Source organism: Paenibacillus sp. GCM10023250 (genome assembly GCF_042653205.1).
Lineage (GTDB): Bacteria > Bacillota > Bacilli > Paenibacillales > Paenibacillaceae > Paenibacillus_Z.
This window is the reverse complement of sequence record NZ_JBHSHY010000020.1, coordinates 28,781-42,958: the sequence shown is the minus strand read 5'-3', so window position 1 is coordinate 42,958 and position 14,178 is coordinate 28,781. Positions and strand designations below refer to the sequence as shown.

At 63.2% G+C, this 14,178-nt stretch carries 13 protein-coding genes; 11 read left to right on the top strand and 2 right to left on the bottom strand.

Features of this window, described 5'->3' with window-relative positions; all coding sequences use genetic code 11:
• Window positions 1-58: 58 nt before the first annotated feature.
• Together ACFPB1_RS16370 and ACFPB1_RS16365 are read left to right on the top strand one after the other, a co-directional pair.
• Window positions 59-610 carry a HupE/UreJ family protein gene (locus tag ACFPB1_RS16370; RefSeq protein ID WP_379227179.1) on the top strand — a complete coding sequence of 184 codons (552 nt, stop codon included), beginning with the start codon at window positions 59-61 and terminating at the stop codon, window positions 608-610.
• A gap of 23 nt (window positions 611-633) precedes the next feature.
• Entirely contained in the window at window positions 634-1,290 is a 657-nt protein-coding gene (locus tag ACFPB1_RS16365; protein ID WP_379227178.1) for a hypothetical protein, read from the top strand.
• Between the two features lie 111 nt (window positions 1,291-1,401).
• Here the strand turns inward: ACFPB1_RS16365 and ACFPB1_RS16360 are convergent, their stop codons facing one another.
• The gene (locus tag ACFPB1_RS16360; RefSeq protein ID WP_379227177.1) at window positions 1,402-2,292 is read right to left on the bottom strand and encodes an AraC family transcriptional regulator; all 891 of its coding nucleotides are present in this window, start codon (window positions 2,290-2,292) and stop codon (window positions 1,402-1,404) included.
• A 152-nt stretch (window positions 2,293-2,444) separates the two neighbouring features.
• Between ACFPB1_RS16360 and ACFPB1_RS16355 the strand changes: the two genes are divergently transcribed.
• From ACFPB1_RS16355 to ACFPB1_RS16315, 9 genes are all read left to right on the top strand, one after another.
• Complete coding sequence (locus ACFPB1_RS16355; RefSeq protein WP_379227176.1) at window positions 2,445-3,512, top strand: zinc-dependent alcohol dehydrogenase; 1,068 nt, start codon at window positions 2,445-2,447, stop codon at window positions 3,510-3,512.
• Window positions 3,509-4,270 carry a hydroxypyruvate isomerase family protein gene (locus tag ACFPB1_RS16350; RefSeq protein WP_379227175.1) on the top strand — a complete coding sequence of 254 codons (762 nt, stop codon included), beginning with the start codon at window positions 3,509-3,511 and terminating at the stop codon, window positions 4,268-4,270. The genes ACFPB1_RS16355 and ACFPB1_RS16350 overlap by 4 nt, the downstream gene beginning before the upstream one ends.
• A 156-nt stretch (window positions 4,271-4,426) precedes the next feature.
• A complete protein-coding gene (locus tag ACFPB1_RS16345) occupies window positions 4,427-5,089 on the top strand; it encodes a response regulator transcription factor (protein WP_379227174.1) in 663 nt (220 codons plus the stop codon).
• Between the two features lie 25 nt (window positions 5,090-5,114).
• Window positions 5,115-6,233, top strand: coding sequence for a sensor histidine kinase (locus ACFPB1_RS16340; protein WP_379227173.1), 1,119 nt, complete (start codon window positions 5,115-5,117; stop codon window positions 6,231-6,233).
• A gap of 236 nt (window positions 6,234-6,469) precedes the next feature.
• On the top strand, window positions 6,470-7,405 hold the full coding sequence (locus ACFPB1_RS16335) for an ABC transporter ATP-binding protein (RefSeq protein WP_379227171.1): 936 nt from the start codon (window positions 6,470-6,472) through the stop codon (window positions 7,403-7,405).
• A gap of 34 nt (window positions 7,406-7,439) precedes the next feature.
• Complete coding sequence (locus tag ACFPB1_RS16330) at window positions 7,440-8,555, top strand: ABC transporter permease (RefSeq protein ID WP_379227169.1); 1,116 nt, start codon at window positions 7,440-7,442, stop codon at window positions 8,553-8,555.
• Between the two features lies 1 nt (window position 8,556).
• Window positions 8,557-9,708: an ABC transporter permease gene (locus tag ACFPB1_RS16325; RefSeq protein WP_379227167.1), complete on the top strand. Its 1,152-nt coding sequence runs from the start codon at window positions 8,557-8,559 to the stop codon at window positions 9,706-9,708.
• A gap of 152 nt (window positions 9,709-9,860) precedes the next feature.
• Window positions 9,861-11,219: a DUF5939 domain-containing protein gene (locus tag ACFPB1_RS16320; protein WP_379227165.1), complete on the top strand. Its 1,359-nt coding sequence runs from the start codon at window positions 9,861-9,863 to the stop codon at window positions 11,217-11,219.
• Between the two features lie 232 nt (window positions 11,220-11,451).
• Window positions 11,452-13,206 carry a YhcN/YlaJ family sporulation lipoprotein gene (locus ACFPB1_RS16315; RefSeq protein ID WP_379227163.1) on the top strand — a complete coding sequence of 585 codons (1,755 nt, stop codon included), beginning with the start codon at window positions 11,452-11,454 and terminating at the stop codon, window positions 13,204-13,206.
• 101 nt (window positions 13,207-13,307) lie between these two features.
• On the opposite strand, the gene ACFPB1_RS16310 is transcribed toward ACFPB1_RS16315, so the two are convergent.
• Entirely contained in the window at window positions 13,308-14,147 is an 840-nt protein-coding gene (locus ACFPB1_RS16310) for a helix-turn-helix domain-containing protein (RefSeq protein WP_379227161.1), read from the bottom strand.
• Window positions 14,148-14,178 lie beyond the last annotated feature (31 nt).

The window sequence follows — 14,178 nt, the reverse complement described above, 5'->3', positions numbered from 1 at the left end:
GGCATGGCTCGTATTCCCGCCTTTTATGAACCTGCGAAGGCGGAAGGGGCTCGTCCAAATGGAAAATTTTACGCAATACTTGACCATGGGCATCGAGCATATCTTATCGGGGTACGATCACTTGTTGTTCCTGTTCGGGCTGATCATCGCGAGAATGCCGAAGCTGAATATTTTGAAGGTGCTGACCGCTTTTACGGTCGGCCACTGCATGACGCTCGCGTTGTCCGCGCTGGAGGTCGTGAGCCTGTCGCCGGATATAATCGAGCCGCTTATCGCGCTTTCGATCGTCTATATCACCGTCGAGAACTTGTTCATGAAAAGGTTGAATCACCGCTGGATCGTGACGTTTTTTTTCGGGCTGATTCACGGTTTCGGATTTGCGGACATTTTGCGCGGGACGCTGTCGGAAGACTTCGCTATGCCGCTCTTCTCGTTCAATCTCGGCGTTGAGGCGGGCCAAATTCTCGTGCTGGCCGCCGTGCTGCCGTTAATCTGGGCGTACAAGCAAACGAAGTTGAACGAACGTTTTCTCGTATTCGGGGGTTCGGCGGTAGTGGCGTGCATCGGGCTGTTTTGGTTCTTCGAACGCGTGACGCAGCAATTTCTTTAATGGTCGAGGGAGAGTCTATGAACGTGAATACGATGAAGAGATTTATGGCCGGTCTCCTGCTTGGCGCCGGCTTGCTCGCCGCTTGGCCGCTCGCGGCGTCGGCGCATTTCGAGCCGGTCGGCTACTCGGACGTGACGGTCGGCGGAGATACGGTCGATTACGCACTGTATATGGATCCTTATCAGCTGATGGAATTCGTCGATCTGGATCTCAATACGGACGGTTACGTAGACGAGGAGGAAGTGGCCGGGCAGAAAGAAGCGCTGGCGGGATTCATGGGTACTGGACTGCGGCTGTCGAGCGGCGGCGAGGAGGCCAAGCCCGTTATCGGGCGAATCGAGCTCACGGAGAAGGGCAAGCTGCCGATGGTGCGAGCCGATCTGCAATTCAAGTTCAGCGGGCCGGTCAACAATCTCGACATCGAGTACGCGTTTTTCGAGAAGGAAGACTTCGTCCATCATCTGAACATGGCCCATATCCAACTCGCGAACGAGACGAAAGATGTCGTGTTCACCAAAGCGGCATCGTCGTTCGTCTGGGACCGCGCAAGCGGCGCGACGCACAGCGCTTCGGCCGTTCCGACGCAAACCATCGTCAAGCTTGGCGCCTTGATCGCGTTCGCACTGCTTGCGGCGCTCGGCGCGGCGCTTTGGAAGCGGCGCCGAACGGCGAAGGCTTAAGCGTAGTCGCAGGGGATGTTAGCGGATGGCCTACGGAATTTAACGGAAGTCCAAAAAAATGCATAACCAGAGAAGTCCCGGCGATTTGTTCGTCGGGGCTTCTCTATTTTGCTAAAGAACGCTTTCGGCCCGCCGCGAAACAGCTGCCGTCCCTGCCCGCGCCGCTTCCGCCTGCAGCCGCTGGCCGTGATGCTTCGGCGCGGCGCCGACGACTTTCTTGAACAGCCGGGAGAAGTAGGCGGGCTCCGGGATGCCGACGCTTTTACCGACTTGGCCGACGGTCATCGCGGTCGTCGAGAGCAGCCGGAGCGCCTGATCGATCCGGTATTTGATCAGGTATTGCTGCGGCGATTCGCCCGTCGATTTGGTGAACTGCTTGGTGAAGTACGTCCGTTCGAGGCCGACGTAATCGGCGATGTTCTTGATGGAGATCGGGCTCTGGTAGTGGGTCTCGATGAACTGCAGCGCCTTGCCGACGTAGTCCGCGGCATCGGCTTTGGCCGGCATCGCCGGGCGCGAAGCGAGGCAGGACAGCTCCAGCACCGCGAAAATATCGTACAGCGCGCCGTGAATCCGCGTTGCGGGGAGATCCCGGCTAGGGTAGGCGCGCAGCGTCTCGTTCAGGAGCTCGACGTAGCCGCGGATGGCGTCGCCGCCGTGGACACGGCGAACCGGCACGTCCTGGGAGATGCCCGCCCGCCGCAGCATTTCCTTGCTCCGTCTGCCGTCGAACGCGAACCAGCAAAACGTCCACGGGTCGCCCGGGTCCGTCTCGTACGAGATGAGCTCGCCCGGGAAAATCGCGAACAGTTCGCCGGCTCCGACCTTGTGGCGCCGGCCGCGGCTTTCGAAGAACCCGCTGCCGCCGATGACGTAGTGGATCAAATACCGGTCGCGGATATGCGGGCCGCAGGTAAAGAATCGCTCGACTTCCTCCACCCCGCAATAGTAGAGATCGAGATCGGAAACGACCGGCGGCGTATGGAAGCTCTCGATTCTCACGAACATCCCCTCCTCATCCGAGACTAGCAAACAAACCACATCCGTGCAAGAAAAACGCACAGCAATTCATAGCGCTTGCGCGCGCGCCGCGCTTACAATGGGGGTATCGGTACCGGTGCCGTCCATTACGCTAGAAAGCGCAGGTGTTATGCATGCCCAAGCAATTGATCGCGGTCGCGCCCCGCCAAGCGGCGCTGCGCCCTTACGAGGAGGCAGCCGAGCTTCGGCCGGGCCACGTCGGGGTCCGCGTCGAATACGCTTCGCCGAAGCACGGCTCCGAGCTCGCGGCCTTCCGCGGACTCAGCCCGTTTGTGACGGATTACTACGACGACGGCTGGCACGCGTTCCTGCCGCGCGAAGCGGCCGAGCCGCAGGAGAAATTCGGCGAGTGGAACCTCGGCAACCAATACGTCGGCGTCATTGCCGAGGTCGCGCCGGATGTGCGGCGGTTCGCGATCGGCGACCGCGTGTGCGGCTACTCGGGCATCCGGGAGACGGTCGTTGCGCATGCGGACGGCCTGCTGCGTGTGCCGGACGGGATGTCGTGGAAAAGCGCGGTCTGCTACGATCCGGCCCACTTCGCCCTCGGCGGCATCCGCGACGCGCATATCCGCGTCGGCGACCGCGTGGCGGTGTTCGGGCTTGGCGCGATCGGCCAGCTGGCCGCGCAGATGGCGAAGCTCGCGGGCGCGTCCTACGTCGCGGCCGTCGACCCGATCGCGAAGCGCCGCCAGGCCGCAATGCGCGCCGGAGCGGACGTCTGCTACGATCCGGCCGCCGACGACGTCGGCCTGCTGCTGAAGCGGGACACGGACAAGCACGGCGTCGATGCCGTCATCGAGACGAGCGCCAATGAATTCGCGCTGCAGCACGCGCTGCGCGGGCTTGCGTACGGCGGCACGATCGCGTTCGTCGGCTGGGCCCGTCCGTTCAAGGGCGGCATGAATTGGGGGCGCGAGGCGCATTTCAACAACGCGAAGCTCGTCTTCTCGCGGGCGTGCAGCGAGCCGAATCCGGATCACCCGCGCTGGGATTTCAAGCGCATCCGCGAAGCGAGCTGGAGTCTGCTCGCCGCGGGCAAGATCGACTGCGAGGCGATTATCGATCCCGTCGTGCCGTTCGAGCAGGCGGCGGAAGCATACGAGACGTACGTCGATCAACAACCGGAAGCCAGCATCAAGCTAGGCGTTTCGTTTACGGGAGAGGGGCTGACGCCATGATTTTTTCACCATCTTTGGACGCGATCTTCAGCAAGACGACGCTGACGTTCGCCGAGCGCGTGGAGCGGACGCGGGAATTGGGCTTTACCGCATTTGAGTTTTGGGGCTGGGGGGACAAGGATCTGGAGGCGCTCGCCGCCCAGAAGGACAGGCTCGGCCTGCGCGTCGGTTCGTTCTGCACGAAGCACGGCAACCTGGTCGATCCCGCGCAGCGCGGCAAATTCGTCGACGGCCTGATCGAGAGCCTCGCGGCGGCCGAGCGGCTGGACTGCGCGTACTTGATCGCGACGGTCGGCGACGCCCGCGAGGGCATTCCGCGCGAGGATCAGCACGACAGCATCGTCGACGGGCTGAAGGCCGCCGCGCCCTTGCTGGAGGAGGCGGGCGTCACGCTCGTCGTCGAACCGCTGAACGAGCTGGTCGACCACCGCGGCTATTACCTCGTCCGCTCCGAAGAGGCGTTCGCGATCATCGACAAGGTCGGGAGCCCGAACGTGAAGGTGCTCTACGACGTGTACCACCAGCAGATTTCCGAAGGCAATCTCATCCCGACCATCCGGGCGAACATCGAACGCATCGGTTATTTCCACATCGCCGACCATCCGGGCCGCCACGAGATCGGCACGGGGGAAATCCATTACCGCAACGTGCTGAACGCGATTCGCGATGCGGGCTATGCCGGCTTGATCGGCCTCGAGTATTTCCCCGAACGCGGCGTCGATGAAGGATTGACGGCGTTCTTGAAGGAATTCGCCTGATAAACGGGCATGCGCCTGGCCATCCTGCGCGAGAAGCCGCTTCCGGACCCGATCCGGGAGCGGCTTTTTTTGCGCCCGTTTCCGCCCTCCGCCGCTTTCCGGCGTTTACTGCATAAGGTACACTAAGAGCAGGAGCAGCAAAGGGGCGATGACGGCATGAAAATCAAAGTATTGATCGCGGACGACAATTCGTTCATCCGCGAAGGCATGCGCATCATACTGAACACGTTCGAGGAATTCGATGTGCTCGGCGCCGTCGAGGACGGGCGGCAGGCGGTGGAGTATTGCCGGGCGAACGAGGTGGACGTGGCGCTGCTCGACGTGCGGATGCCGAACATGAACGGTGTCGAGGCGACGCGCCTCCTAACGGAGCAGACCGGCACGAAGCCGCTTATCCTGACGACCTTCGACGACGACGAATACATCGTCGAGGCGATCCGCTGCGGCGCGAAGGGGTACCTGCTGAAGAATAACGACCCCGAGCGGATTCGCGACGCGATCAAGAGCGTCTATCACGGCAACAACGTGCTGCAGGACATCATTCTCGACAAGCTGAAGCCTGCGATCGGGGCGCCGTCGCCGGCGGCCGGGGAGCCGCCCGCGTCCGCGGGTACGCCGATCGACCTCTCCCCGTTCACGGAACGCGAGATCGAGGTGATGGGCTTGATCGCCAAAGGCTACGCCAACAAGGAGATTTCGAAGCAGCTGTTCATCTCCGAAGGGACGACGGCCAACTACATCACGTCGATCCTGAACAAGACGTCCCTGGAGCACCGGACGCAGATCGCGATCTACTACTTGACGGGCAAGACCCGCTAGCCGCTGCCGGAAGGAGGCCCGTGCCATGGAAGTATGGACCGTCGGCAACAAGACGATCGTCTGGCTGTATGTCATCGCGCTGGCGTATTTCGCCCGCCCGCAGGCGTCGAAGCTGCTCGTGCTTTATTTGCTGCTCTATCTGATCGTGAACCTGATCCTGCATATCGCGAAGCCGGCGCCCGTCAAGCAGGGGCTTGCGGCCGCGACGGTGGCGTACGTGCTGCTGTGCGGCGCGTACGTACGGCCGGAATTGCTGCTGCTGCTGCCGCCCAGCCTGCTCGAGCTCGCGTCCTTCCGGCTGCGGCGGCACCGCTTCGCGCTCGTGCCGGTCGCCGCGCCGATGTTGTTTCTTCCCGCGTCGCTGCTGCTGCATTACGCCTTCGTCGCCGTGTTCGGCTTCTTCAACTACGCGATCGTGAGGCGGTACATGATCCGGACGAACGCCCAGGAGGACGAGCTCGAGCGGGCGCGCCGCCGGCAACAGGAGCTCGGGCGCCGGCTGAACGACAGCGCCGGGTTCGCGCAGGCGGGCGAATATTTGGCGAAGCTGGAGGAGCGCAACCGGGTCGCGCAGGAGATCCATGACGGCATCGGACATGCCATCACCGGCGGTCTCATCCAGATGGAAGCCGCCCGCCTGACGCTGGGGCGCGATCCCGAAGGGGCGGAGGCATTGCTGAACAACGCGATCGCGATCTCCAAGGAAGGCATCGAGCAGATTCGGCGCACGCTCAAGGATTTGAAGCCGCCCGTGGAGCAGCTGGGCCTAATCCGGCTGCGCGCTGCCGTGGAAACGTTCGGCGGCAAGTCGGACCTGCTGACGACGGTCGTGCACGAGGGAGATATGGAAGCGATCACGCCGCTGCAGTGGAAAATCATCCACGAGAACGTCATGGAGGCGCTCACGAACGCGGCCAAATACGCGAACGCGTCCGCCGTTCACGTCGAGGTGCGCGTGCTGAACCGCTTCGTGAAAGCCGTCGTCTCCGACAACGGCCAAGGCGCGGACAAGATCGTCAAAGGCATGGGCCTCGTCGGCATGGAGGAGCGGACCGCCGTCGCGAACGGCACCGTGACGGCCGACGGCTCGCGGGGCTTCGCCGTGACGACGCTCATGCCGCGGGCGGCGCCGGGCCGACCGTGATCCGCAGGCGCCGCGAGCCGTCCTTGGCGCTCGGCGCCTGCCAAGGCCGCCAGACCAAGGCTGCGCCATGAATGCGGCCGTGAACATTTTCACGCCCGGTCGGCTGGCGCAGGCGGAGCACATGAGCTTTGAATATGAGATTTCCCATGGGAACGAGATGAACTTATGCACTGACATAAGGACGTCTCGTTTTTTTATACTGGATATAGAGATCAAACGAAAGCGAGTTGAAGGCTATGAACGTGCTGGATATCCGGGGACTGACGAAGAAGTTCGGCGATTTCGTCGCGGTGGACAATATTTCGCTGAAGGTGCGCGAGGGCGAAATTTTCGGCTTTCTCGGCGCGAACGGGGCGGGCAAGAGCACCACGATCAATATGATCTGCACGCTGCTGCAGCCGACCGGCGGCGAGATCCGCATCCTGGACCGGAACATCAAGGCAGAGCCCCGCTTCGCCAAGCAAAGCCTCGGCATTGTGCCGCAGGACCTGGCGATCTACGAGGACTTGACGGCCTACGAGAACGTCAGCTTCTTCGCCGGCCTCTACGGGCTCCGCGGCGGGCTGTTGAAGGAGCGGTCGGAGGAGGCGCTGGCGTTCGTCGGGCTCGCCGACAAGGCGAAGAGCTACCCGAAGAACTTCTCCGGCGGGATGAAGCGCCGGCTGAACATCGCCTGCGCCATCGCGCATAAGCCGAAGCTGATCATCATGGACGAACCGACGGTCGGCATCGATCCGCAGTCGCGCAATTACATCCTGGCTTCAGTGCGGAAGCTGAACGAATCGGGCTGCACGATCATTTACACGAGCCATTACATGGAGGAAGTCGAAGAGATCTGCTCGCGGATCGCGATCGTGGACCACGGCAAAATCATCGCGGAGGGCACGAAGGAGCAGCTGACGGCGACGATCACGGACATGAAGGACCTCGTCATCGAGCTGAAGAGCGCGGCCGGCGGCGAAGGCGAGACGCTTGCCGGACTGCCCGGCGTCCGCACGGTCAGCCAGGAAGGGAACGTCATTCGCGTTCACAGCGACGCGACGGTCGACAATTTGAACCGCATCCTGAAGCGGCTGATGGACGGCGAGTCCGAGATCCGCACGGTCGAGGAGCGCGAGCCGAACCTCGAGACGGTGTTTCTGACGCTGACCGGCCGCAATTTGCGGGATTGATGGAGGAGACGAGGAAAAAGGAGGGGATATCCGGATGATCACTTGGTTGATGACGGTCAAGGAAATCAAACAGCATTTCCGCGACTATCGGACGTTTATTTTCATGCTCGGCTTTCCGATCGTGCTGATGCTCGTCCTCGGCATTACGCTGACGAACGCTTTCGTCACCCAGCTCGAGCTGAGCGACATCAAGGTGCTGGTGCACGATGCGAGCAGCGGCGAATTGTCGCAGGCGTTCGACGGCTTCGAGAAGCAGCTGGCGAGTACCGGCGTCGCATTCGAGACGCTGAAGGACGGCGAGGACGGACGCGCGGCGGTCGAGGATAATCGATATACGGCGTACGTCGAGGTGACGGACGCGGGAATCTCGCAGTACGGCAGCAGCCGCGACACCGTCGAAAGCGGCATCGTGCAAGGGATGCTGAACGCGTTCGCGGACCGGTACAACGCCGCCGCGGCCGTCGCGCGGACGGATCCGGACAAAATCGGGCAGCTGCTTGCGTGGACGGACGGCGGAAGCTACCTGAAGGAGGAATCGATCGCGGCCGACCGCACGCCGGGCTCCATGGATTATTACGCGGTCGCGCTGACGGTCATGGTCGGCCTCTGGGGCGCGATGTCCGCGGGCGGTCTGCTGCGCTCGGAGCAAGTGCGCGGCACCGGCATCCGGCTGGTGGCGGCGCCGATCCGGCGCGGCGAAATCTATGTCGGCAAAGTGCTCGGCAACGTCGTCTCGAACTCGTTATGCATTCTGGCCATCATTTTCTTCAGTAAATGGGTGTTCAAGGCCTACTGGGGCGCGCACCTGCCGCTCGTCATCGCCGTGCTCGTCTGCGAGATTATCATGTCGACGAGCCTGGGCATCGCGGCGAACGAGCTCTTCAAGAACGGCGGCGGACGCGGCGTGGTGATGCTGATCGTGCAGGTGGGCTCCTTTCTCGGGGGCGCGTATTTCCCGGTGAGCGCTACCGGCATCATGGGGCTGGCCGCCTGGGCATCCCCGATCCGCTGGGGCAACTCGGCGCTGACCCAAATTATCTACGCGGGCCAAACGTCGTCCGCCTGGTCCGCCATCGGGTTGTATCTAGGCGCGGCGCTGGTGCTCCTCGGGGCAACGGCCGCCATCCGCCGGAACAGGGAGGGCTTCTGATATGCGCAATGAACTGTGGTTCCTCGTCGTATGGACGCTGCGGCACATCCTCCGCAACCGTTCCAATTGGCTGATTCATTTCGGCCTGCCGATCGGGGGCGTCATCCTGGCGACCGTCGTGTACGGGGCCTCGGCGCAGCCCGATGTCCGGGTGGGTATCGTGAACGAAGACGGCCAGGCGACGATCGCGGCCGATACGATCAGCTTCATGAATAAACTGGATCATATGACCATTACGATGGTGACCGAAGCGGAGCTGAAGGACCAGCTGGCAGCCGGGAAGCTGGACAGCGGCCTCGTGCTGTCGAAGGGCTTCTCCGACAGCGTGATGGCGGGAGAGCCCGGCCATATCGCCCTGCGGTCCGTGAAGGGCGCGACGGTGACGGCGTACTTCAAATCGATGCTGACCGGCTATATCGACAACGTCAGCGCGATGGCGCTCATCGCGAACGGCGACGCGGCCAAGTTCGACCGCTTCTACGCGGATTACCGCGCTTCGGCGTTCCAGGTAACGGCGCAGTCCGTCAACGATACGTTGACCACCAAACAAGTGTCGGCGCAGTCGATCGGCTTCCTGCTCCTGTTCATGCTGACGTCGGCGGGCAACCTGACGGAACTGATCTTGCGTAACCGGGAAAACCGCACGTACTTCCGCATTGTCTCCTCGCCGATCTCGGCGCGGACGTACGTGCTCTCGAACATCGTCGTCAACCTGATCGTCATGGCGGTTCAGATCGCCGTCGCGCTCTTCTTCATGCGGACGGTCTTCCGTTTGAGCATAGGCGTGCCGTTCGGGGAGATATTCGGGCTGCTGGTGCTGTACGCGCTTATCGCGGTCAGCCTCTCGCTCGCCATCGTGGCGTTCTCCAAGTCGTCGAGCGCGGCGAGCGCGCTGCAAAATCTCGTCTTCACGCCGACCTGCATGCTCGCGGGCTGCTTCTTCCCGATCGCCATCATGCCGGACGCGGTGCGGCGCGTGGCGGATTTCCTGCCGCAGCGTTGGCTGCTGGACGCGATCGGCAAGCTGCAGGACGGCAGCGGTTTCGGCGCGCTCGGGCTGCATCTCGCGGTGCTAATTGCCTTCGCGGCCGTCTTTTTCCTGATCGCCGTCTATAAATTCGGCCGCGGCAACGATACGCGCAATTTCGTGTGATGCGGACGCGGCACGGTCTATAATCGTATAATCGGACCCCCGCTAAGACTCTTGCCCCGCGCAAGAGTCTTTTTGCTTATTCCATGGCCCAAACCGCCGTTTCGGGTTATGATGGAAGAAGCTAGCATGTTGGAGGATAGGAGCTGAAGGCCATGGGCGATGAACGGCATTCCCGGCAGCGGTCCATTACGATCATCAGGGAGGAGGCATATCCGATGTCCCGCGCGCTGGCGTGGGACATGATGTCCGACATCGAGCGCGTCCGCCGGGCGATCGGGCTTAGCCCCGTCCGCGAACGGCCGCCGGCGCCGGGCGAGGCCGGCAGGCCGCTGCTTCGCTTGAAGCCGCTCCGACTTCCGGAACCGGCAGCGGAGCAGTTTGAGTGGTCCCGGTACCGATGGCACGAGGTCTCCCGCGAATTCGCCGCGGGACCGCTCCGAAGCTTCCGCTTCGGCGTCCGGCTGGACGATAAAGCCGCCGGCGGCAAGCCGGGCACGCTCGTGCAGCTGTACGCCGGCATCGTGCCCGCGCATCCGGCGCTGGCGCTGCCCGTCCGGCTCGCGGCGAAGCGGCTCATGGCGCGGATATTCCGGTATTTGGCGAGCGGACCGGCCGCGGAGACCGAAGCGCTAAAAGCGTCCGGCGCGTCATCCGCGGATCGGCCCGCCGCGCGCCATGCCGTGGACGAAGCGAAGCTGGCGGAAGGGATGCGGCAGCTCGCGGCCAGCGGCAATAACGAGGCGCTCGCGGCGCAAGCAACCCGCCTGATTCGCCTGGGCGGAGACGCGGCGGTCACTGATATTCGCCCGTACGCGCTGGCCCGGGCATGGAACGCGCCGCGCGAGGATGTGCTCCGGCTGATGCTGACTGGCGCGCGGCTCGGGCTGTTCGAGCTCGCCTGGCGGCTCGTCTGTCCCGTCTGTAAGGCAGCCGAGACGGCGGAGCCGGGGCTTCCCGGGCGTGCGGAGCGGCATCGCTGCGCGGCCTGCGGCGCAGCGCGCAAAACGGCGTTCGGCCGCAGCGCCGAGCTCCGCTTCGCGGTGCATCCCGCGGTCCGGCGCGCGGAACGGACGGCGCAGAGCGCTGGCACGGCCGCGCTGCCGCCGCATATCCACGCGCAGCGAATCGTGCCGGCGGGCGGGACGGTCGAGCTGGAGCTGCCGTCCCATGCGATCGATTGGCGGCTGCGGGCCGCGGGCGGCAACGAACGGTTGAAGCTTGCGCTGCTGGCGGGCCCTTCCGCGGGACGCAGCGGGATCGGGACGGCCATCTTGACGGAGGACGGCTGGACCGCCTCCGCCGTCACGGGATACGCGGGCAGGCGGATCGCGGTGACGAACGAGCGGAGCGTAGACGCGGTCGTGGCCGTGGAGCGGGAAGGGCTGGACGATGAAGCCGTGCTCGCGTCGGATGCGCTGCGGCTTCCCGAATATCGCGCCTTGTTCGCCGATTCCAGCGCGATGGCTTTCTTGGAGGATGACGAACAGCTCGAGGCGGATCGCATCGAATGAGGAGGCCGGGGGTCTTGCATAGATTGCAAACGCTTCCGCAATATCTGCCGCTAAAGCGTGAACGTTGGTTTGCCGCTTAGGGAATCCGGCACAGCGGAACTAAAAAGTTGCCAGCATAGCGCATCCCCGTTCGGCTAACGCTACTTATGGGCCGCATGAGTAGGGTTCAGACGATAAAACGGAGGATGATGGGATGCAGCATCGGAAGTGGGCAATGCTTGCAGCCGGAGCAATGTTATCGACAATGCTTACGGGCTGCATGGAGAAGCACGGCGAGCTGGGCAATCGCAACATTCGCGGGAACAGCGTCTCGTACGACATGAACGGCAACCGCATTTTGAATACCCGTTTCGCCAACGATCAGATGAATGAGATGAACCGGGTGGACGGCCACCGGCTGAACAGCAACAACCTGGTCGGCCTTCACAAGAACTACCGGATGGAAATGAGCGAGGCGATGGCCGACCGCATCTCGGGCATCAAGGGCGTGGGCAAAGCTTACGTCATGCTGACCGACAACAACGCCTACGTCGCCGTACGGCTTGATAACCGCGCCGGAAGCGGCAAAGGGAAGGCGGGAGCGGCCGTACACCAAAGCGGCGCAAGCTCGATAAGCTTGGGCAGTCCGTCGTTGCTGAGCCGCACGCAGCAGGCGTATCTGCGCCCGCACACGATGCGTTCGATGAACGCGCATGCCTATCGGGGCAAGGGCATGCACCGGATGACGCGGGCCAGCTCCATCTCGACGCCGAACGTGCCTTTATCGGGCACCAAGAATACGTACGGCTTGAACGGCATGATGGGCACGAGCGGCAACTACGGCATGAACGGCATGTACGGCACGAGCGGCACGGCCATGTACGGCAAGGCGGCTAACAAGACAAAGGGTCTGGCGAACGGCCGTATGAGCAGCTCGTTCCATAACGTGTCGCACGGCGTCCGCAACATGTCCCTGAGCATGAACACGAACAGCTATCTTCGCGGTCCTTCTTACAATTTCGTCAACAGCAACCGCAATAATATCAACGGATTGACCGACGGGCATCCGTCCGGCTTGACGAACCAGTCGCGCAATACGGCGAGGGACTTGACGAATCTCGCCAGCCCGAACGCGCTTCCGCGCGCGATGAGCAAAGGCACGAACGCGCTGTACCGGGGCTCGTACGACGTCGCGAAAGGCACGGCTAACGCCGGCCGCGACATCGGCCGCGGGGTGACCGGCTTGGCGCGGGGCACGGGCAACCTGCTGCGCAATACGGCCAACCTGCCGGCGGACATCGCGAAAGGCACGCCTAACCCGCTTGGCCGCGACCTGGCACGCGATACCGGCCTCGCCGGCCGCGACATCGCCCGCGGCGCGGCGGATATCGGCCGGACCGTCGGCCGGGGCGCGGCGGACGTCGCGTCCGGTACGGGTAACGCGATCGGCAACGTCGCCAGGGGTACGGGCAATGCGATCGGGAACGTCGCCCGCGGTACGGGCAACGCGATCGGGGACGTCGCCCGCGGCACGGGCAACGCGATCACGGACGTCGCCCGCGGCACCGGCAACCCGATCACCGACGTCGCCCGCGGCACCGGCAATGCCATCACGGACGTTGCGCGGGGCACGGGCAGCGCGATGACGGATCTCGGCCGCGGCGCGGGCAGCGCCATCAATGACGTGACGCGCGGCACATCGCGCGGGTATACCGATTTCGCCGATGGCCGGACAGGCTCCGTCACGCCGTTCGCCGCCGGCCGCACGATGGCGGAAAGCGACGTTCCGGCGGCGCTCAAAGCCCAAATCGCGCAAGAAATCAAGAATATGTCGCCGTCGATCAAGGCAGTTTACGTCTCGGCGAATTCCGAATTCGTAGATCGCATGGCCGCTTACGAAGCCGACTACAAGAAAGGCCAACCGATTCAAGGCTATATCGCCGAATTCAACGCCATGGTCGACCGCATCTTCCCGGCCCGTTACATTTCGGGCCACGCGCGCCGCTAGTCCTTAAGATGAACCAAGAATGGGCAGCCGATTCATGCTTGGCATGATTCGGCTGCCCGTTCTTTTGCTTGCCTTGTTCGCGCGCCCGGCGGCGGCGTTCGTCACGTGACCATCGCCGAACAAAATTGGCTGAAGCTCGCGCCCGTTTTCCGCTTGAACATGCGCCCGAACGTATGGACGTCCGCGTAGCCGACGCGGAGCGCGATTTCGCCGATCGACATGTTCGTCAGGATGCCGAGCTCCTTGGCGCGCTCGATCCGCACGCGGGTCAAGTACTCGAACGGCGTCATGCCGAACGCCTTGCGGAATTTGACGATAATGTAATTGCGGCTCAGCCCCGACAGCGCTTCGAGCTCGGCGTGCTTGATGTCGCGGTCGTAATGGTCCGCGATATGATTGCGGATGAGCACCATTTTCGTCTTGATCTTCTGCTGTTCCGTGGTTTGCGACGCCTGCTCCTGCTTGTAGTCGGCCACTTCGCTCAGCATTTGCATCAGCAGGCCTTGGCAGGCGGCGTGATTGGCGAGGCCCGGCTGATGGTAGCGGGCGATCAGCCGCGTCAGCAGCTGTTCGACCGCATGTCCGGCGAAGTTGCCGACATACCGGTCCGGCCGGAGCAGCTCCTCGACGGGGTAGGGCACGCCGCCGAAATCGAACAGGATGGAGATACAGACGTATTTCTCGTCGGGAAAGGTACGCACCCCGTGCGCCTGCGCGGGAGCGTGGTAGATAAGATCCCCGCGTCGGGTCGCAATGGCGCGTCCTTCGATCGTGTATTCGGCGGCGCCTTCGACGACGTACTGGAATTGATAGCTCGACAGCACCCGGCTCGGGAATCCCCACAGCCGCGGGGCGTGGAAGAGATGGGCCAGCGTGATATAAGGCGGGTGAAAATACGAATGGGCCGCATGCTCCGGCAGCGGGGCGGCGCTTCCCGACATGTGACGTCCTCCTTCGCGCTTTCGCGTCCAT

Bases quoted from the DNA above. Each gene is read 5' to 3' on its own strand.
- ACFPB1_RS16370 (WP_379227179.1), top strand. From the start codon at position 59: ATGGAAAATTTTACGCAATACTTGACCATGGGCATCGAGCATATCTTA.
- ACFPB1_RS16355 (WP_379227176.1), top strand. From the start codon at position 2,445: ATGCCCAAGCAATTGATCGCGGTCGCGCCCCGCCAAGCGGCGCTGCGC.
- ACFPB1_RS16350 (WP_379227175.1), top strand. From the start codon at position 3,509: ATGATTTTTTCACCATCTTTGGACGCGATCTTCAGCAAGACGACGCTG.
- ACFPB1_RS16345 (WP_379227174.1), top strand. From the start codon at position 4,427: ATGAAAATCAAAGTATTGATCGCGGACGACAATTCGTTCATCCGCGAA.
- ACFPB1_RS16340 (WP_379227173.1), top strand. From the start codon at position 5,115: ATGGAAGTATGGACCGTCGGCAACAAGACGATCGTCTGGCTGTATGTC.
- ACFPB1_RS16335 (WP_379227171.1), top strand. From the start codon at position 6,470: ATGAACGTGCTGGATATCCGGGGACTGACGAAGAAGTTCGGCGATTTC.
- ACFPB1_RS16330 (WP_379227169.1), top strand. From the start codon at position 7,440: ATGATCACTTGGTTGATGACGGTCAAGGAAATCAAACAGCATTTCCGC.
- ACFPB1_RS16325 (WP_379227167.1), top strand. From the start codon at position 8,557: ATGCGCAATGAACTGTGGTTCCTCGTCGTATGGACGCTGCGGCACATC.
- ACFPB1_RS16320 (WP_379227165.1), top strand. From the start codon at position 9,861: ATGGGCGATGAACGGCATTCCCGGCAGCGGTCCATTACGATCATCAGG.
- ACFPB1_RS16315 (WP_379227163.1), top strand. From the start codon at position 11,452: ATGTTATCGACAATGCTTACGGGCTGCATGGAGAAGCACGGCGAGCTG.
- ACFPB1_RS16310 (WP_379227161.1), bottom strand. From the start codon at position 14,147: ATGTCGGGAAGCGCCGCCCCGCTGCCGGAGCATGCGGCCCATTCGTAT.